This window comes from Agarivorans litoreus (assembly GCF_019649015.1).
GTDB classification, from domain to species: domain Bacteria; phylum Pseudomonadota; class Gammaproteobacteria; order Enterobacterales; family Celerinatantimonadaceae; genus Agarivorans; species Agarivorans litoreus.
The window spans coordinates 3,836,723-3,857,446 of sequence record NZ_BLPI01000001.1 but is presented as its reverse complement, the minus strand read 5'-3'; the positions used below and the strand labels follow the sequence as shown (position 1 = coordinate 3,857,446).

The following is a 20,724-nucleotide window of genomic DNA, read 5'->3' as shown; positions in this document are numbered from 1 at the left end:
CAAAACCCATAATTATTTTTTTGGCATGACCAGTCGAATTGAAAAAAACAGTAAATAACAAGTTCCTATTAGTATAATTGAATCATAAACCCTACCAATAAACATTAATGGATCTAACACTAACGAATATAACATAAAGTACGCATATGCACTTAAACAATACCGAAACAGTCTACTGACTTTAACCTGCAGTGCATAAGTTCTAACTGCACCAAAAAACACACCAATACCAGAGGAAAAAATCAACCCGAAATAATCACCAAAAAATAATATAGCTGTAGCATAAAACGACAAATTTGGCCCAAAATCACCATCCACACTAGCTCGGCCTGCATTAAAAGTATGAACTAACTGTACACCGATAGGCGTGTAATAATCCGCTAACCTAAAGAAACCGAGTAAGGGATTAAATATATAGTTTAATAGCGAGAACAGATCTAAACTTTCAAATGATAGCCTTACATAAGAATTAGCCAAGTACAGATTGACATCTCCAAAATACAAAAACCTTAGATAAAGTTTACTCAGCGCACTACTGACATCCGTACTAGATAAAAAATAAATAAACCCCGCAAATAAAATACCAACTCCACCAAAAAAAATCAATTTGTAGTTTAACACCCTACGATTCCCTTTGAAAAATCGTGGTGACGCAAGAGTGACTGACACCAGTAACAATATGCTAATAATCGCACCTTTACTTCCAGACAAAAGCAGTAACAACGCAAGAGTCAAACAGCCAACTAAAAATGAGCGTTCCCTTTTCAAACGGTACAAAACAAAAAGGCTTATGAAATTGAAATATAACAAAGACCAATTTATTCTTCTTACTAACCCTCCACCTCCAGAAAACCCCATAGTCTTAGCTTCGTCAACGCTCTCTGAAAGTATTGCTATCCCAGCCTTGTTGATGTGATATAAATTAGCGATTAGAACAACAAAAAAGCAGCACCATGTGAAAAAAACAAATCCTTTGTTACAAAATTTTAAACTATTGATTGTGTTATTTAACGATTGCATTCTAAACAAGCGTAAAATTGCGGCCCCAAAATTGATAGACAAGAAAAAAGTCAATAAATGTAAAAAAATTATTAAGGTATAATTTGAATAACCATACATAAGCCAAACAAAAGAAAACGAGAAACCAAGAATGATAAAAATCACAGCAGAAGGTTCCGTTATTAACACAACTTGCTTTCTCAGCAAAATATAGAAAAAAAATACAAACCCTATATTTTGAAAGAAATTAAGCGTTGAAAACTCGGCCACCTAGAGCCACCACAAAGCAAATTTTAAGTTTTGCCTTATCAAAGCGACTTTTAAACCATGAGCTGCGCGATAAAGCCAAAACATTGGTTTCATTAATCCGCTAGAAAAAATAATCTCCATCGCCACCATATGTTCAATATATGCTGAAATAACCTTCTCACTATTAAAATTATTTTTATGAAATGTTAAATCATGCTGTATAACCTCATCGGATACAACAATGTCTATTTTTTTTTGCTTAATAAACTCAAACATATAAACATCAGTGCCGTAATTCCTTAGCCCCTTCAAATATGAGAAATTTAATTTGATAAAAAGAGGTACAGGTACACATACGCCACTATTAATTGCAGAAAAAAAACATTTGCTAATTTTTTTAGGTTCGTAGCTACACTTCCAACCTAACCACTTCCAATTACATGCAGGGCTAACCATTTCATTATGTGCATTGACCCTAGGAACAATAACCTTATCCGAAGATTTAGTTATACAAGAATATAAAGTACCGACAAATGTTTGACTAAAGACAGAATCTTGATCCATAAAACATACGTGCGAAAAACCTCTCTGATAAGCATACTTTAAGATTTTTTCATATACAGTTGCTAAAGGTGTATTTTGAGGGTTATGGTGATATTCTATATCTATATCTGGACTTAGATTCTCTTTGAAATTAGAAAAATCACAATCAAACTCAGGTGAGTTGTCCCACACGTATATTTTTTCACCGTTTGATTGTTTTACTATTGTTCTTAGAGATTGGCTTTCATGACACTTCTGTTTATATAGAACAATTAAGAAAATAATTTTCGAACCCGACACCTAAGCCCCCTAATCTTAAAATAAAAATATGAGATAAAGAAGATCATCATACCTTGATTTTTTTTCACGATATTGAAAAACTCTGTTTCAACACCATTACGGTTAGAAACCCCATTCAATGAATGATAGGTAAAAACATTATCCAATAATAAAAAACGTTTTCCTTGTTTCACATACTTTTGGTTCAAATCGAAGTCTGAAAACACTTTATAGCCTTCATTAAAGAAAAGAGATTCCGTTCTCTTATAAAACAACCCTTGATGATGCATAGTATTTGCTATCTTCAGTTTAAATCCGATCATTGGCTTGAACAACTGTCCATTAGATAGGTGAACGGTTGATACGACGCAATCATACTGCGATAGATCACGTCCAGAAAAAAGACGAGTCAGACCAGCAGGTTCAATTAATAAGTCACCATCATTTAAAAACAACACCCAAGCGCCCTGAGAATTCAAGATCCCTTTATTCATCGCATTATAAATGCCTTTATCCTTCTCGGAGATAAGTATGTCGATTTGGCTTGAATACTTTTCTAGTTTCGACACGGTTCCGTCCGAAGAAAGACCATCGATTACAATAAACTCGAAAAAGCCAGGAGAATACTCTTTAGCTTTACAAATTGAAGTGACAGTTTTCTCTATTGTTTCAACGCAATTATATGTAACCATCACTACCGAAACAACAGGTTTACTTTGAGCGCTATACACTATAGTTGCCTCTATACTTTTCGATACATTTATCAGGGCTAGAAATTAAATCAACTATATTATCAGCTGGTTTATCAAGTTGATTTTTCAAACAGCAACTCAGTGCTTCAGATGTAATATCTTTGACTAACTCTCCATGAGTAGAATTAGAGATCAGATCTTTCATTCCACCGATATCAAATGCTACACATGGTGTACCGCACGCGAGGGCCTCGACTAAAGTATTAGGAAGGTTATCCTGCAGTGAAGGCGCTACAAATAAGTCAGCAGCGTTATAAAGCAACACTAAACTAACATCGTCATACAACCTGCCCATGTAATGTGTCGCTATACCTGTTTCGTTTTCTGTATCTCCGCGACTGGCACCAAATACTACTAACTCAACATCGTCGACCTTATGTTTCTTTTTAAGTAATTGCATTGCCTCTTTTAGGTAAGTATATCCTTTACGCGGGTCGCTAGTGCTAGACATAGCGCCAAACAGTATCAATTGCTTGTTACGTGGCAGCCCAAGTAAATCACGAGCAACTTGCTTATCCACCGGTTTATATACTTCTTGGTCAATGCAGTTACTAATCACTTGAGTGGGTTGATCTTTAAATAGAAAACTCTGCTTCGAACACTCAGCTAACCAACTGCTTGGGCAAACTACATGAAACTTTTTGTTTTTCCAGTGTTTTAACTTTTGCTTAAATATAAACGCATCAAGATCGAAACCGCTGTGCATCGGATTTCGATTCGACTTTGAATAACGCCTCAAATAGCGTTTCTCATTTTCTCTGTCTTCATAGTGCTCAGAGCCACAGAACGCCCACATATCATGCATGGTCCAAACTGTTTTTTGTTTAATTTGACCAATTTCTTTTATGGATAGCATCTCTCCTCCTAACCAATGTAGATTAACTACATCTGGGGAGATTTGGTCAATTACCTTAAGCAAACCGCTTGGAAATATATTTAGAGAGTGGTGGATTGGGTTAGTGGTTTTTTGCAGCTTAGATAGCTGCAGCGCGACTGCGGCAGCCAGTTTTATACGCAGCTTAGCAAAGCCTTTTGGACAATGTACAAATGGATCGTCTGATTTTTTGTCAACAACTAACATCTGGCTGTCTAAGCCTGCCTCTCGCTGAGCTAAGTGTAATCGATAGGCAGCTCTCGCCGCTCCTCCTTCTAAGTCGCTAGAACATAAGTGCAGTACTTTCAATCTCTTATGCTCCCAACAGCTGTTTTAAGCTGGATGAAAAGCTTAAATTATCTAGCTTTATTGGTTGTGGTTTTTCGTTATCTAGCGCGACCATAATTTGGCGGGTAAGCTCGCCTGTTGATAGATTAATCATGGATACAAGTTCTGCGTCAAAACGCTCTGCCAGCGAACGAACCTTGCCCTTACCAAGCGTATAATCTAAGGCAACCGAATTAGTGCCTAAAGCCAAACCAAATACTAATGAATGAAAACGCATGGCCAGCAATGCATCGGCATTCTTAAATGCCTTACAGTATTCGATAGGTGCCATCTCTGCGCCAAGTAACGATAAATCAAGATTATCTTTCAATTGTTTATGTCCGCGGAAGATTCTACGATAAAACCAACGATCATCGCTGCCAAAGTGATTGGTACACATAGGCAGAGGCCGTATAACTATATCAGGGATGTTTTGCACCAACTGTGAAAGACTTTCTATAATAACTTTCTCATAGTTATCTTTGATAGCCAACGCTTCTGCTTCAGGCAAATGCCGTGCATATTCTTGGTATGGGAAATCTCGGAGACCTAGCAACAAGACTTTCTTACTCGTTTTCTCTCGTAATGCCACATCTAAAGTTGGTTCTATACTCGCTAACCAAGTAAATGCAGGGTCTTCTGCCACAACGTCGTTAGTTGTATGCACACCTAGGCTAGTCGCATAATCTAAAGAGCGCTTATCCCTGTAGATACGTTTATCACTGAGTTCCAAAATAGACTTTAAACTGTTGTCGTGCCATTGCTCACCAAAAGGACCAACTCCACAGCCCGCGACAATAGTTGTTACCCCAACCGCTTTTGCACGCTCAAATATCGCCTGCATAGGTGCAAGCTCGTCAATCCCCATTAAAGGACCACCACCAAATACGACATAATCCATCGAGCCTGCAATAGCTGCGCCTTGTTCTGTTGTGACAATACGGCAGTTGCTAAACTCTTTCATTTGCCGACGGGTAATTTCGGTAATATAAGTATGAAGAGCCACTACTACAAATTGCACGTCGCTTCCATAAATTTCACGAAATCCATGCATTACTCCTGCGATAATGCCTTTATCACCTAGGGTCTCTGTACCATACCAGCCACAAATTAGAATAGTTTTACTGTTAATGCTTTTAGGATGAACAGTTGCTTCTACTGTTCTATGATGTTCAAGCAAATTGATAAAGTGTTTTTCTCTTCTGCGTTTTGAATAGAGCGAAAACCCAGGTAGAGATCTAACTATATTCTTAACCCCGAAACGTTGGTCTAACCTTTCGAGGAATTGTTTCTGATACGTTTTTCTATCTGGTATTCCAACATAGTCATGATGGCAGGTTTCGCATTTGTTATTTACTATATCTTTTAAATGTTCCTCGTTATCAAAAAACACAGTTAAAGGATCACCTTTTGCGATACTCTCCATAAGGGGTTTACTCTGAACAGCACAATATGCTAATTCGCCCTTCGCTGTTATTGTTGCGCCACGGTGTTTCCAATCGCACCCAGCTTGCCTAGGCTTATCTCGAATAATTTGTTCAATTAAAGAACGATAGAAAAATAGCTGGTGAGGGCTCGTTTCATAATCCTTAATTAGACCTTCGAGAAACTCTACAAATTCATATTTCTCTTCAAACGATAGCGCATAAGGGTCTAGTAAGTTTTCAGTATATAGTCTCTGGTGAGGTACACCTAAGCGATACTTAACATAGAGATTATTTTCAATACAATATTCAAGCAAATCTGGTAACTTTAATACGTTTTCTCTAATTACAGTGCAGCCAATTCTAAGGTTATCGATCAACGGGTTATCTTTTGCGAACTCTAGAACCTTTTTTGCATTTTCGAAATTACCACTTCGCCCTCTTACTTTATCGTGAACGTCTCCATAGCCATCTAGCGAAACCATAAGATCAAAATGCAAACCCTTGGATTTAACAATCTTGGCTACAGCTTCAATTTGCTCAATAACTTGCAAATACTTGTATGCATTAGTTATTAATGATACTGAGTTCAATTTAGGTAAACTTGTAACTACTGTATCCACTAACTCGGGCAAATCTGCGCGCAATGTAGGTTCACCACCATTAAATCCGATCCCCATAACTTCACTGAAGAGTGGGCTTTCCAGTCCCATTTTTAGCTGTGAAATAGTGATATCTTGACTCTTTTTATTTTCCCATATTCGACACATCTGACACTTAGAGTTACATGTATCAATTACTGGAAACTGAATCACTGTAGGCTTTTCCAACGGCAATGGTCGAGATTTCGCGAGTAACTTAACTTGTGAAAAAACTGAACTAAAATTCATCTTGTTATCTTTTGAATAATTAAATTAAAAACCGTTAACTACTCTTTTCAGCTGATGAGCATTAAAGAAGTAGAAAAAATTAAAAGCTTTAAGTTTCAATAAAAACATATACCTTAAAGGAGAAAATAAAAAATCAAAAAGCCAAAACGCACAAGCCAAAGAGATTAAGGTTGCGACTGCTGCTCCAACAGTACCAAATTTATCAATTAGCACCACATTAAGCGCAACATTAACTAACAGGCCGAAGAGGTTGCGGTATAGGTTCCATTTCAATTTTTTTTCCGCAGCCAATGCAGAGCCTGAGCCAATACCCATGCAAACAAACAACCCAGACCAACAATGGATGAGAAGGATGACTGCGCTATCGTAGTATTGGTCACCATAAATTAAATGAATAACCCAGTCAGATAAAACTGAAACCACAAAAGCAGCTAAGACAGAAATAAAAATTAGTACTGTTAGCAGTAACCTTAGCCTGTCCAAATAACATTCTCGGCTAAAGGATTTTCCTTTTATAATAAAAGGAAAGCTAGCAGCGACGAATGCGGTAGGCAAAAAATACCAAGCTTCCGATAAACGAACAGCTGCAGAGTAAACTCCAACACTTTCTGCGCCCAACATAAACTTAAGCATGACCTGATCCAAGCGCATAAACAATATAGCGCCTAATCCAGCTAAAATTTCAGGCCAGCTTTCTAACAAAAACACTTTCGCTCTTTTTAAAGATAAACCCTCAAATTTAAACATTGAACTTGAATGCTTTAGACTAAAATAAGAAAACAACATCAATGCAACTAGTATATATTCAACTAAGACGGCCACGGAAAAATATATTAAAGGTTGCTCGCTTATCACCAAAAATATTTTAAAGGCTGCTGAAACCAACATCGCAGTGAAGCGAAGGACACTAATATACTTTAAATCAGACAATGCTTGCTGATGTAAATCAACTACATCAAAAGGAGTAAACACCAAAGAAAAGAAGATAATAGTATAAAAAACAACACTATCATCAAAACAAAAAGCAACAATAAAAAAAATTAATATAAAACTACTTACAGAGGCGATTAGCCTCATTCCAAACACAGTCCTGAGACCAGCCAATCTTCTTTCTGGAAATGAAAGCCGTTCTACAAAATACCTGACAGCTACTCTATTCAGCCCTAGGCTAGAAAATGTTATAGCAATAGAAAGCAAAGCAAGGGCATAATTTAGTTGACCAAAACCTTGAGGCGCTAAGTGCCTTGCAATTAATCCACTAACAAATACCCCCACAATCAATTTTGATAGTTTTTCTATCACCATCCAAAATGAGCTGGCTATGACTTTACTATTAAAAAAACTTATTTTTATCAAACTATCATCTCAAGACTACAATAAGAACACTTTTCATTTTCTGAAACAGTTTTCGTTTTCCAAAAACCAATTATAAGAAGCCTTCAATCCCTTATTGAGGTTATTTGAGTACTGCCAACCTAAACTTTCCAATCGCGTGACGTCCATTAACTTTCTTGGTGCTCCGTCTGGTTTTGAAGCATCAAATTTAATATCCCCTTTAAAACCAACAATTTCTGCTACTGTTTCGACTAATTCTTTAATTGTGCAGTCGATACCAGTACCCACGTTAATGTGACTTAACATAGGCTCAGTGTTCGCTTTGTATTCTTCGCAAGATAAATTCATAACGTAGATAGAGGCATCTGCCATGTCATCAACATACAAAAACTCGCGCATTGGCTTACCGCTTCCCCAAGCCACTACTTCTTTATCTCCGTTTAACTTAGCTTCATGAAAACGGCGAATTAATGCCGGAATAACATGGCTATTTTCAGGATGGAAATTGTCATTGGGGCCATACAAATTAGTCGGCATTACGCTTCGGTAGTCACGGCCATATTGGCGATTGTAGCTCTCGCAAAGTTTGATTCCTGCAATTTTTGCAATCGCATAAGGCTCGTTAGTCGGCTCCAAATAACCCGTTAAAAGTGCTGCCTCTTCCATAGGTTGTGGAGCCAATTTAGGATAAATACATGAAGAACCTAAGAACAGTAGTTTTTGTACATTCGCTAAATGCGCAGCATGAATAATATTGCACTGAATCATTAAGTTTTCATAAATGAAATCGGCGGGATAGGTATTGTTTGCCACAATTCCCCCCACTTTTGCTGCAGCCAAATATACTTGGTCAATGTTCTCAGTTTTGAAAAACTCAAACACCGCCTGCTGGTTAGTTAGGTCCAGTTCGTCACGAGTGCGGGTAATTATATTGCTATAACCACTTGCCTCTAACTGGCGTACAATCGCTGAACCCACCATACCACGGTGCCCGGCAACATAAATTCTACTATTTAGCTCCATGTAACTACCCTTGGTTTTCTACGGCAATGGCTACACTATGCCCGTGAGCCTTTAACAGAGCGTGTTGCTTAGCTTTGCTCAAATCGTGCTGTACCATTTCTGCACACATCTCTTCTACTGTAATCTGCGGCTCCCAGCCCAACTTAGCTTTTGCTTTGCTTGGGTCACCTAACAGTGTTTCTACTTCTGCAGGGCGGAAATAACGCGGGTCAACCTTAACAATTACATCACCTTCTTTAAGTGCTGGTGCATTGTCACCGGTGATAGCAGTCACAGTGGCTATTTCATCAACCCCTTCACCAGAAAACTCAAGCTCTATACCTGCTTCTTTAGCAGCCAGCTTAACAAATTCACGCACGCTAATTTGCTTGCCGGTGGCAATTACAAAGTCATCTGCTTGCTCTTGTTGTAGCATCATCCACTGCATACGCACGTAGTCTTTTGCGTGGCCCCAATCGCGCAACGCGTCCATATTTCCTAGGTATAAGCACTGCTCTAAGCCTTGCGAAATATTAGCGATAGCGCGGGTAATCTTGCGCGTTACAAAGGTTTCACCACGGCGTGGGGATTCGTGGTTAAATAAAATACCATTACAGGCATACATCCCGTATGACTCACGGTAGTTCACTACAATCCAATAAGCGTACATTTTGGCTACTGCGTAAGGTGAGCGAGGGTGAAACGGAGTGGTTTCCTTTTGCGGAATCTCTTGCACTTCACCATAAAGCTCTGAAGTAGATGCTTGATAAAACTTAGTTTTCTTTTCCAAACCTAAAAAGCGGATCGCTTCTAACAGGCGTAAAGTCCCCATGGCATCTACGTCGGCAGTATACTCAGGACACTCAAAAGACACAGCTACATGTGATTGTGCAGCAAGATTATAAACTTCGTCGGGCTGAACATCTTTAATGATGCGGGTTAAGTTAGACGAATCGGTTAAATCACCGTAGTGCAAAAAGAACTTTGGGTTAGTTTCATGCACATCTTGATAGATATGATCAACGCGCTCTGTATTTAATGAAGACGCCCGGCGCTTAATACCATGTACTTCATAACCTTTTTCCAATAATAATTCTGCAAGATAAGAGCCGTCTTGGCCAGTCACACCTGTGATTAAAGCCACTTTATTTTTTGACATTACTGTATTCCAATTCTTTAATTCAATTTTATTAAACGTTCAAGTATTAGGTTTACAGTGACCTAATATTCGTTAAACTTTTTTCAACGCTTGCTATTGCCTGCTCAACTGTCTTTGCTTCTGCATAACAGCGTAATTCTGGTGCATTACCCGATGGTCGCAAGTGTACAAACTGTTGTTTTTCCAGCCCAACTCTCAAGCCATCAGTGGTATCCACAGATACAATAGCCAAATCTCCAAAACCTAAGCTTTGCATTAACCATTGTGGGTCTTTAGTACCGGCAGCGACGATTTGTTGGCTTTTTTCCGTCGCAAAATTTTGGATCCGATTACTGGCAGTAAAGCGCTGTGGTAACTCTTCAACTAGCTTACTAATTTTTGAGCGCTGCGCAGCCACTAACAACATAAGAGCCGGTAACACGGCATCTCTGGTGGGTAAAGCTCTTAACTCTTTCCCGTTAACGCTGATATCACTACCGAGCAAAAAGCCACCATTGGCTTCAAAGCCAGCTACTGATGTGTATTCATTGTTCAAGGCCGCGAACTCGGCGATAACATACGGAGAGCCAATTTTAGTGCGTTTTACCAATTCAAACTTATTACTTAGCTCAATAGCAGTGTTACAACTAACCGGAACAGCCAAAGCACTAATATTAAGCGCATCAGCACAAAGCAGGCCTAAGATATCGCCGCGTAGCCATTCGCCGTTTTCATCTGATACAAGCGGCCTATCACCATCACCATCGGTAGAAAACACTAAATCTAAATTATATTGCTTAACCCAAGCTCTCGCTTTGCGCTTGTCTTCTTCTGATACTGCTTCGGTATCTATAGGCACAAAACTATTACTACGCTCTATCGCTATTACTTCTGCACCCAAGGCTTCAAAAATGCGGTAATACAAATCTCTCCCCGCGCTAGAGTGCTCGTAAATACCAACCTTCTTACCCGTTAAAAATGGAGTGTTGAATAAACTGGTATAGCGATTTATATACTCTTCTGCCGCGCGCTTATTTACCTCAAGTTCTGGTAAACCGCCAACAGCTGTAAAACCGACAGTTGCATTTATAATGCTCTGCTCGTCAGTTTTTGATATCTCGCCATCTGGGCGGTAAAACTTTAAGCCGTTTCTATCAAAAGGAATATGGCTACCCGTAACCATTATTGCGGGCATATTATCCAATTGTGCTACATAAGCTAAGGCTGGTGTAGGTACCACTCCGTAGTAAATAACCTTTAAGCCTTGCTGTTTAAGTGCGGCGACGCAGGCTTGCGCCATTGAATAACTACTTGGCCGATTATCAATCGCTATTGCAACGGTATCAAAAGTAAAATTAGCACGCATACTCTCAATAAACGCATGGCTAAACGCAGCACATACATCTGGCGTAAACTGGGTTACTAGGCCTCTGGCACCACTGGTACCAAAAGCAACACCGCTGTCTTTAATAACCTCGCAACTATTTAAATTACTTACCATTAACCTGTTCGCTCCTTATACTCGGCCGTATTTATCTTCATATCGAACAATGTCATCTTCGCCAAGGTAACTACCGGTTTGCACTTCGATCATTTCTAACGGGATCTTCCCGGGATTTTCTAAGGCGTGAATAGTGCCTAAAGGTATATAGATAGATTCGTTCTCGGTTATTAAGTGAGTCTCTTCGCCACGTAATACGCTGGCGGTACCCGATACTACAATCCAGTGCTCTGCACGGTGATGATGTTTTTGAATCGACAATTTGCCGCCGGGTTTTACGGTAATACGTTTAACTTGGTCTCTTGCGCCCATACCGATAGAATCATATTTGCCCCAAGGTCGGTAAACTTCGCGATGATTTTCATATTCGCTTCGTCCCTCTGCCTTAAGCTTTTCTACAATGGCTTTTACTTCTTGAACATGGGCTTTATCTGCCACTAGTAGGGCATCTTTAGTGTCTACTATTACGGTATTTTCCAGCCCTACGGTGGCAATTAAGCGTTCGCCGCCATGCACCAAACAATTTTTAGTACTTTGTAATATATTGTCACCCAGGCTAGTATTGCCATTTTCGTCTTTAGTATTAACTTCCCAAAGTGCGGACCAAGCGCCAATATCATTCCAGCCTGCGTCTAAAGGAACAACTACTGCATCTTTGGTATGTTCCATTACTGCGTAATCAATGGATTCGTCTGGGCACTTTGTAAACGCTGCCTTATCAACGCGAATAAAATCAAGATCTAAAGAGGTTTTCTCCATTGCAAGCGAACATGCTGAGGCAATATCGGGCCTAAACGATTCGAGCTCTTGCAAATAACGACTAGCCTTAAATAGAAACATGCCACTGTTCCAGTAAAACTCACCGCTATTTACATACCCAGTGGCTGTTTCTGCGTCTGGCTTTTCAACAAATTTCTCAACCACAAAACCGTTACTACCAGCTATAGCCTCTCCACGTTGTATATAACCATAACCCGTGTGGGCTTGATTTGGCACAATGCCAAAGGTGACTAACTTCCCCTCTTGCGCTAAGGGAATAGCTTTGTTTAGTGATTCTCGAAACACACCAGCGTCTTGAATAACATGATCTGCAGCCAACACCAATAACAACGGGTCGTCCTCGCCCTTTGCTGCCTCTGCGGCAATAGCCACTGCTGGAGCAGTATTTCGACCAACGGGCTCTAGTAAGATAGATACTGCTTGGTTCAACAATCTTAACTGTTCGGCTACTACAAAGCGGTGTTCTTCATTACAAATAACCAAAGGCTTATTGGTATTAACACCGTCCAGCCGCTTTATCGTTTCTTGCAACATACTATATTCAGATGTTAGCGACAAAAACTGTTTTGGATACAACGAACGACTAAGCGGCCACAAACGTGAGCCACTGCCACCGGCCATAATAACGGGAGTAATCATTAATCTAAAAACCTTAAAATTTTCTTACTTTACTGACGTATACATCTTTTTTAAGCAGCTCTTAACGTTATACGAATTAAATATCAGCTTGCTTACGCTCTTGAAAATACCACTTACAGTGTTCATGCACACTTGAACTGGCTAATAGTTCGCTTTCGTCGAACCAGCGATATTCGGCATGCTGTTCTTCTGGCAGATTGCTCAGCCCATCACTACTACTGAGTTCATAAGCCAACACCACGTAATGAGTACTAAAGTCCTCAATGGAAAAGTTATCTTCATAGAAGTGCTGATATATACCTTTAAATACATGATCAGCTTGGTCCAGCCCTAACTCTTGCTTAATTAAACGAGAGAAAGCATTAGCAAAGGATTCGTCTTTTAGTATTCGCCCCCCAGGAACAAACCAATAATCTTTAGCGGGGCGGTTTTTCCGCTTACCTAACAAAACTTGACCACGGCTATTACGTACAATAAGGTCTATCGACACCAAAGGTGTATGTTTAACAACGGTTTTAAATGTTTCTAATTCAAGCATGCTTGCCAATAACTTTGTTAGCTAGACACCCGTAAGCGGTTTAAGCGTCTCATTCTTCTAAATGCATTGAGTTTTCTAAATGCTTTTAACAAACGCCATATATGTTTTAACGCCATTAAATACCCGCTAAACACCACTAAAAACAAACCGAATGACAACCAATCTGGCGCACTTAAACAGTTAAGCAACACCCCAACCATTGAGATACAAAAACTGAGTAAGGTTATACAAATTAGCGTTTGCCGTGATGTAAAGCCTGCGCGCATAAATATATGGTGTAAGTGGTCGCGGTCTGGTTTAAAAGGTGATTGCCCTTTGCGCTTACGCCTAATCATTACCCCTGCCATATCCATTAGCGGTATAGCAATAACCCATAAGGCTGTTACCGGTTTAAATGCTGGGGCTTCGCCTTGCGAGCCTATAGCTAGTAACCACACCACGCTTAAGCCTACAAACATTGAGCCCGCGTCACCCATAAATATTTTGCTGCGTTTGGGGTTGTCGGCTCTGGTTAAGTTAAAAATAAGGTAAGGAATAAGCGCTACTACTAGGCAAAGTGCTATCCAAGATTCCAGCACAAAGCCTTCTAGTATAAACAGCAGTGATAAAGACAACATACTGGTAAAGGTAACCCCGCCCACAAGGCCATCTATACCGTCTACCATGTTGTAGGCATTAATGGCGCCCATAATGGCCAAATAGGTAAAGGGAACGGCTGCCCAGCCTAGGTGAATATCGCCCATTACCAATAAGTTGCCTAAGTTTTCTATACGGTCTCCGCTTGCAAACATCATTACGCTGGCCGCTACTATTTGGCAGAACATGCGCAAACGAACACTAAGGTCGTATTTGTCGTCTAGCATACCTACTAACAATATGCCGCCAGAGGCCAGTAAAAAGTACTTAAATGAGATGTCGTAGCCTTGAGCTATAACCAACAAAGACAATACAAAGCCTATGTATACGGCAATGCCACCAATTAGCGGTATTGCGCCCACGTGTAGCTTTCGCTCGTTGGGTTTGTCCACCAACTCGTGCTTAATGGCAATTGGCTTTAAGATTTTAATGGCGGTATAGGTACCTAAAAATGCTACTAGCAGAGAGATTACAAATACACTCATGCTTGCCACCAATTTACGTTCTGTTGTAACTGTTTGTTGCTAAGCATTATCTGCCTCTTTATCTGCACCAGCAAAATGGCGAATAAGCACCATCATTACGCCTAACATGCCACCAAGTAAGGTACCTAATACGCAAATTAATGCACGCTTAGGTTTTACTTTTTGTTCTGCCACAACAGCTGGGTCTACTACTTTGAATACAAAATCGTCGTTAGCTTCTGCTAGCATTAAGGTTTTGGTTTGTTCTTCTATGAGTTGGTAAAACACCGTTTGCATTTGCGCTACCGAGGTTTTGTCTAACTGCTCGTTTAAGTAGTTAATATTTGCCAAAGTCTCTTGTTGAGTTCGCTGTTGCATAACTTGGTTAATGTCTTTGATTAACCAAGTCACCCACTGCTGTGCCACTATTGGTGATAAATGCTCTGCAGCAATGGTGATTAAGCCAGTTTCTTTATCGGTAGCTACGCTTAATACTTGTTTTTTAAACACCTCGTGGCTCTCTTGCATAGAGGGCTCTGGTTGTTTAGGTGCTTTTACTTCGCGAGTCCATTGCTGGTTATGCTCATCATAAACTTCTGGGTCGTAACTTAGCTCCCCAGTGATTGCATTCCATTCTTTAGCAGCCATTAAATCGGCTTTTATTTGATACTTATCCAAAAAGTCGCCGAAAAACTGTCGAGACTTTAACACCTCAATCGCTAAGGTTGTTTGATCGGTTCCACCACCAGCATTGAGGTTAATACCCGCGAGTGAGGCTAAACCACCAAATTGAGAGGCCATACCGCTAAGTTTGTTACTCTCTTGATTAGATGCGGCTAACAAAGCATTTGCTCGATAGATATTAGGCTGATTTATTGCAAATATCACCGCACCAATGGCAAACACGGCGGTACAGGCAACAATTAACCACTTGCCACGCCAAATAACTGCGAACAGCTCCCTAAGATCAATTTCGTCTTCTGAGTTGGGCTCAAAATACGCTGGCGGATACGCTGGATGTTGCTGAACTTGTTGAGTCATAAGTTTCTATTTATTCTTTAAAACTAACACTATAGGTAAACTAGGCTTCATGCTTAGTTGGCTACTTATTTAATGGCATTAACAGCAACACCAATTTGATACATAATTTGAGTTGCCGCCGTCCAAGTGCTTAGCGCATCGCGGTAGTCGGTATCAATTGGTACAACAATGGTATCGCCTGGCTGCAGGGGTTGCTTATTATTATTAAACCAAAAACCTGACTCTGGTTTATATACCGAACCATTAGCTCGCACTACAAACACTCGGTCTTCGTCGGCTTGCTTTTTAGCGCCACCGGCAAAATTAATGTAGTCTTTAAAGCTATATTGTTCGTCAAGTAAATATGAGGTAGCTAACTGCACCTCGCCCATAATTGTTACCGTATTTCGGTATTGGGGAACATAAAGCATATCTTGATCTTCGAGCATGAAGTCTTTTGAAGAATCAGCCAACAAGATTGAAGGAAGATCTACCACCATACGGCCTAATGCCTTGGTGCTGCTCATTTCTTGGATTAAATCTAATTGTTCCGAAGGGCTTGAAGTAGAAGAAAAGCTACCAGGACCTGTTTGACGAAGGCTCTTTTTAGCCACTTCCTGGCGAATGCTTTCTGCGTAGGCGTCTATTTGCATTTGCTCGCGCACACGTAGCGCTTCTCGGGTAAATACCGCTCCATCTTGATGGGCGTATTCTGTTAAACCACCCGCTCTAATTATTAAGTCGCCTAGGGTTTCGCCACGCTTAATAACATAAGTACCTGGGAATCTTACCTCACCTTGCAAACTTACGGTGCGTTGCTTGCGTAAGTTTGGAATAGCCAGAACATTAAGCCTATCTCTGGCTTGCAAAACCAAGTTTTGGTCAGAACTTCCTTGCATTACATCGTTTAAGTCTAGGCGTAGCAAGGTAACATCTGCACTTGCATCCCGAACCACTGTTCGCGTTAGTTCACTATGCAGTGCGTAGGCTCCGTCTTTAAGGCCCCCTGCTGCGTCAATTAAGTCTTTTACTGTATTTCTGTTAGTAATTGGGTAAATACCAGGAAACTTAACTTCGCCGAATATTTCAACAACATTTAGCTCTAAACCTGCGTTAGATTGCTCTTGCAGCATGATAAGAATAGGCGCAAGTAGTTTCTCTCGTGTAGACGCAAGAACTTTTTTAACTTCACCTTCAGATATGTCGGCAATTTTGGCAATGCGCTTTAGGTCTTCTTCACTAAATTCTTGAGCGTTTGAATTAGCTTGAGTGTTAATACCATCTTCAGATTTACCAATGGTTTGATTAGCCAAATGCTCTGCATTCTCTAATCTTGAGTTTAAAGCGGCCGCATCGGCACTAAGTAAGTCTTTCTCTTTAGAACCAATTTGAAATGCTTCGCTAAACAGTTCCAAGTCATACTTCGTGAACACCAAAATTTCATCTTCTGGCTTAAGCAAGATATTGTCGGCTGAGTGTTTTTCTGTGATCGCTTGCTCTAAGTTTATCTGCAGAACAGAAATAGTACGATCGCCACTCTTACGTATCACCAAGCTATAATTTAGATCACTACTATTGTTTAAGCTGCGTTGAAGGTTTGGCAATATGTCTGAAACTCGCAGGCCTTTACGCCATTGGTACCTACCTTCTCTGGCTACATTACCTTTTAACGATACGTAATTAGGTGAGCGTTTATCCACTTGCTCTATGGTTAAGAAATCACCATTACGCAGCTTTTTCTTTAGATCATTCTTAGATTTAAGATCTAAAGTAACTAAATCAATTAAGCCTTCGTTAGTAATACGCTCTAGCCTTGCCGATTTTTTAAAAGCCTTGGTTGTATACCCACCTGCGGTGCTAATTAAACCCGCTATAGATTCTTCACCATTAATTTCATAAATGGCCGGGCGAACCACCTCTCCGTCAACACTTACTGTGTCACCAAGAGGGCCAACAAAAACAACATCGCCGCTGCGTAACTGTAGGTCGTTGCTGGTATCTCCACTTAACAGCAAATCATACAAATCGAAACGACTTACTAATTGACCATCACGTAACAAGCGGATATCTCGCAAGCTACCTTGTTGATTTACCCCACCACTTGCATATAGGGCATGAGTGATTGTAGATAAAGAGCTAACCAAATATTTGCCTGGTTGAAAGGCGTCTCCTAGCACAAATACCTCTACGGTACGAAGCTCACCCATAGTGATATTGCTGCGTACTCCTATTTTCTTTTCTTGTATTTGTTGGGTAATCAGTTCTCTAACTTGGTTAAACGTTAGGCCGGATACATTAACCGGCCCCAATTCTGGGAAGCTGATGCTGCCATGGCGATTAACTTTAAATTCGAAGTTGCCATTTTCTTTACCAAATAACTGTACGTTTAGCGTGTCGCCTGGGCCTAATCGATAATTATCAGTAACCGGAATGTTGCTAAGAGGGGCAAAAGTAGTAGGTTGGGTAGCAAATACATCTAGACCAAAGCGTTGTAATTTGGTGGTTTCACCTGCGCTGTTTTTGTTTGCTAGTGCTTGTGTACCCGCCTCAACATCTCGTTTTTGCGGTAGCTGAGGGGCTGCCTCTTGAGAGCTTGGAGTTTGGGCACTACCAGATTGAGAAAATTTGGATATATCAACACCATACTGTTTAGCAAGTGCCGCTTGTTGATCAGCAGGTAGGCTTTTTAGCTGTTGAATTTGATCTGGGCTAAGGTTCATGGCTAACGCGTAATTGGATAAGGCTAGTATCCAAACCACAATGAGACTTTTAAGTCCAAATTTCATTCTGTATTCTTCTCTTTTTTCGAACAACAAAGTTAGTCAGTAATAAAGCAATTAATAACAAGCACGATAGTACTTCATTTTTGTTATCTGCGTAAACTCACCAGCGCCGTTTCCAGCCAAATTAGTTTTGCATTAATTTAGAACGTTTAATAATTAAACACCTAGACTAAAAGCGATATTGAAACGCTAAATTAACGCCGCCAATTTTGGCTTTGCTAGTATTTATGCTGTTCAAATACTCTAAGGTTAATGCAGTTTGCTTACCTAACGCATAATGCGCACCTAAACCAAAACTCATTCCAGTTTCGGTGCTGTTACCGATGTTTTGTTGATCCAGCTTAACGCTTGAGCCACCGAGTAAGGCATACATAGCGACTTGGTCTGTAACCGGCACATTTCCTTTTACCAACAAAGACGCTAAACCATCTACAGAAATCCCTCCAGAACGACCAGTAGATACCCCGTAACGGCCCTCTAAGGCAATAAAGTCATTAAAATAGTGGCCAAGTTGAGCTTGAAATAACAGAGGACGTCCACTTTGACTGGATGCGTCATCAAAGTTGTATTCTGTTGAAGTATAAGAAAAAATTGCACCAGCATAGGTGTTAGCAGTAGCACTAGCGCTTGCTAGCAATAAGAAGAGACAACTCACAAACGTTTTTACGTATTTCGACCCAGCCACGAAGCTTTTCCCTGCACGATATAATAATGGGTCGAAAGTATAACACAGCGATAAACTGTTGAAACTGTAACTAAGCTCCAAGAGCTTGATAAACAAGATTTTTAGGTGTTTAGCTATTGTGTAAATCGTTTTTAAAACAATAAGCTAGCGAAATGAAAACACTTTCTGAGAAATATATTTTTTGCTCACACTTGATATAAAGCAAACTTAAAGAGCTTAAACTGAATAAATAGCCAACCAAGCTACGTTATTGCTTATGAATAGAAATTTTCTATATCGGAAATAAGCTGTTGCAGGTTAGCAGTATTGAATTGATTAATACCCGCCGCACTAGCCCTGCCGCCACCGGTCTCGTATTGTGCGCAAATATCGCCAGCTCCGTACTTTTTGTTAAGTGGCGCTCGCAAACTAACCACAGCAATACCACTAGCAATGCTGGTTAAAACCAAATGCGCTAATGAGGGATGTAAATTTGCTTGCTGATTGCCAAAAACACCACTTATTCGCCTAGCCCAAGAACAGTTAGGCAAAACTGTAACTTTTACTACCGCGCTCTGGTAATGAGTTTTGACCTTGTTGGCCAAAGCCATATCATGCTGATAAGCGTTTTTGAGTTGATGATAGGCTGATTGGCTATCGGCGATAACATCAAAAGGGCTGGTGTATGCCACTAATTGCTTGAATAATACAGAAGGCTCTAGGTGGAGATCGCTCAACGTTGCTCCATAGCCGTTGTAATTAATTAAGGTGCCCAGCTCTTTAAGCTGTTCGCTTTGCTGCTCGCTTAATTGAGCTTGCTCACATAAAGCATCCGCTTGCGCAATGAGGTTATCACCATAAGCCGCAGCTATTGCCCAGCAGTGATGCCTACCTGCAAGAGCCTTATCAACCAACAGCGCGGTACACACATCTGCATCGGTATTGATATTTGCATGCAAATTAGGGTGGAGAGGGATCTGTCCAGGCCGATGATGGTCTATGTAATGTACACTGGCACCAACATCTAAGGCTTGCTTTAATCCCAGTTGATTTTTTTCCATAGAGATATCTAAAACTGTAACTTGGTCTCCAGCACGAAACTCAAAGCTATTCATCAACTGGTTTTCCCGTTTAACCCCAGTAAGCAAAATGCTGTCTTTGGGCTCGGTTAAACGTAGCTGAATGAGTGAAATGATGCCATCGGCATCACCGTTAAAAATATCTATATGTCGCAATGAGTAACCTCGCTCTTAGGCCTTAACAATACCAGCATCGATTAGCGCATTAACCACAAACTCTGCACATTGTTCAACCGATTTTCCTTCCGTTTGCACGTGAACATCGGCTTTTTCTGGTGCTTCATAAGCAGAGCTAATACCGGTGAAGTTTTTAATCTCGCCACTGCGTGCTTTCTTGTATAACCCTTTAGGGTCTCGTTGTTCGCAAACCTCTAAAGGTGTATCAATAAACACTTCAAAAAACTCGCCTTCACCAAGTTGATTGCGAACCAGCGAGCGGTCTGCTTTAAATGGAGAAATAAAAGCAGTAGAAACTACTAAACCTGCGTCTACAAATAGTTTGGCTACTTCACCAATACGACGAATATTTTCTACTCTGTCGGTGTCAGAAAACCCTAAATCGCCATTTAGGCCATGGCGAACATTGTCACCATCCAGAACATAAGTATGAACACCGCGTTGATACAGCAAATAATCGACTGCATTGGCAATAGTAGACTTGCCTGAGCCGCTTAAACCAGTAAACCATAGTACGCAGGGTTTGTGGCCTTTTTTCATAGTGCGCAACTCTCGATTAACACTATGATTATGCCAAACTACATTTTCGCTCTTTTTATCCATTTCTTGCCTGCTCTGTTATCTAAATAAA

Annotated in this window: 17 protein-coding genes; all 17 read right to left on the bottom strand. The window is 40.3% G+C overall.

Going from position 1 to position 20,724, the window contains the following annotated elements; all coding sequences use genetic code 11:
• Positions 1-12: 12 nt before the first annotated feature.
• The 17 genes from K5L93_RS17740 to cysC all read right to left on the bottom strand — a co-directional run bounded on the left by K5L93_RS17740 (position 13) and on the right by cysC (position 20,696).
• Positions 13-1,269, bottom strand: a complete 1,257-nt coding sequence (locus K5L93_RS17740; RefSeq protein WP_220721020.1) for a hypothetical protein — start codon at positions 1,267-1,269, stop codon at positions 13-15.
• Entirely contained in the window at positions 1,270-2,091 is an 822-nt protein-coding gene (locus K5L93_RS17735) for a glycosyltransferase family protein (protein WP_220721019.1), read from the bottom strand.
• Positions 2,064-2,801: a glycosyltransferase gene (locus K5L93_RS17730; RefSeq protein WP_220721018.1), complete on the bottom strand. Its 738-nt coding sequence runs from the start codon at positions 2,799-2,801 to the stop codon at positions 2,064-2,066. The genes K5L93_RS17735 and K5L93_RS17730 overlap by 28 nt, the downstream gene beginning before the upstream one ends.
• The gene (locus K5L93_RS17725; RefSeq protein WP_220721017.1) at positions 2,794-4,005 is read right to left on the bottom strand and encodes a glycosyltransferase; all 1,212 of its coding nucleotides are present in this window, start codon (positions 4,003-4,005) and stop codon (positions 2,794-2,796) included. Before K5L93_RS17725 ends, K5L93_RS17730 begins: the two co-directional genes overlap by 8 nt.
• A 4-nt stretch (positions 4,006-4,009) precedes the next feature.
• Positions 4,010-6,337 carry a polysaccharide pyruvyl transferase family protein gene (locus K5L93_RS17720; RefSeq protein WP_220721016.1) on the bottom strand — a complete coding sequence of 776 codons (2,328 nt, stop codon included), beginning with the start codon at positions 6,335-6,337 and terminating at the stop codon, positions 4,010-4,012.
• Between the two features lie 24 nt (positions 6,338-6,361).
• Entirely contained in the window at positions 6,362-7,693 is a 1,332-nt protein-coding gene (locus K5L93_RS17715) for a flippase (RefSeq protein ID WP_220721015.1), read from the bottom strand.
• A gap of 33 nt (positions 7,694-7,726) precedes the next feature.
• Positions 7,727-8,695, bottom strand: coding sequence for a GDP-L-fucose synthase (gene fcl, locus K5L93_RS17710; protein ID WP_220721014.1), 969 nt, complete (start codon positions 8,693-8,695; stop codon positions 7,727-7,729).
• Positions 8,696-8,699: 4 nt separating this feature from the next.
• Entirely contained in the window at positions 8,700-9,833 is a 1,134-nt protein-coding gene (gene gmd / locus K5L93_RS17705; protein ID WP_220721013.1) for a GDP-mannose 4,6-dehydratase, read from the bottom strand.
• Positions 9,834-9,885: 52 nt separating this feature from the next.
• The gene (locus tag K5L93_RS17700) at positions 9,886-11,313 is read right to left on the bottom strand and encodes a phosphomannomutase (RefSeq protein ID WP_220721012.1); all 1,428 of its coding nucleotides are present in this window, start codon (positions 11,311-11,313) and stop codon (positions 9,886-9,888) included.
• A 15-nt stretch (positions 11,314-11,328) separates the two neighbouring features.
• Entirely contained in the window at positions 11,329-12,732 is a 1,404-nt protein-coding gene (locus K5L93_RS17695; RefSeq protein ID WP_220721011.1) for a mannose-1-phosphate guanylyltransferase/mannose-6-phosphate isomerase, read from the bottom strand.
• Positions 12,733-12,808: 76 nt separating this feature from the next.
• Positions 12,809-13,270, bottom strand: a complete 462-nt coding sequence (locus tag K5L93_RS17690) for a GDP-mannose mannosyl hydrolase (RefSeq protein ID WP_220721010.1) — start codon at positions 13,268-13,270, stop codon at positions 12,809-12,811.
• 17 nt (positions 13,271-13,287) lie between these two features.
• On the bottom strand, positions 13,288-14,391 hold the full coding sequence (wecA, locus tag K5L93_RS17685) for a UDP-N-acetylglucosamine--undecaprenyl-phosphate N-acetylglucosaminephosphotransferase (protein WP_220721009.1): 1,104 nt from the start codon (positions 14,389-14,391) through the stop codon (positions 13,288-13,290).
• Positions 14,392-14,430: 39 nt separating this feature from the next.
• On the bottom strand, positions 14,431-15,411 hold the full coding sequence (locus K5L93_RS17680; RefSeq protein ID WP_220721008.1) for a Wzz/FepE/Etk N-terminal domain-containing protein: 981 nt from the start codon (positions 15,409-15,411) through the stop codon (positions 14,431-14,433).
• A gap of 65 nt (positions 15,412-15,476) precedes the next feature.
• The gene (locus tag K5L93_RS17675) at positions 15,477-18,176 is read right to left on the bottom strand and encodes an SLBB domain-containing protein (RefSeq protein ID WP_220721007.1); all 2,700 of its coding nucleotides are present in this window, start codon (positions 18,174-18,176) and stop codon (positions 15,477-15,479) included.
• 166 nt (positions 18,177-18,342) lie between these two features.
• Entirely contained in the window at positions 18,343-18,858 is a 516-nt protein-coding gene (locus K5L93_RS17670; RefSeq protein WP_220721006.1) for an outer membrane beta-barrel protein, read from the bottom strand.
• Positions 18,859-19,112: 254 nt separating this feature from the next.
• Positions 19,113-20,072, bottom strand: coding sequence for a DHH family phosphoesterase (locus K5L93_RS17665; RefSeq protein WP_220721005.1), 960 nt, complete (start codon positions 20,070-20,072; stop codon positions 19,113-19,115).
• A gap of 15 nt (positions 20,073-20,087) precedes the next feature.
• Entirely contained in the window at positions 20,088-20,696 is a 609-nt protein-coding gene (cysC, locus tag K5L93_RS17660; protein ID WP_220721004.1) for an adenylyl-sulfate kinase, read from the bottom strand.
• Positions 20,697-20,724: the final 28 nt, after the last annotated feature.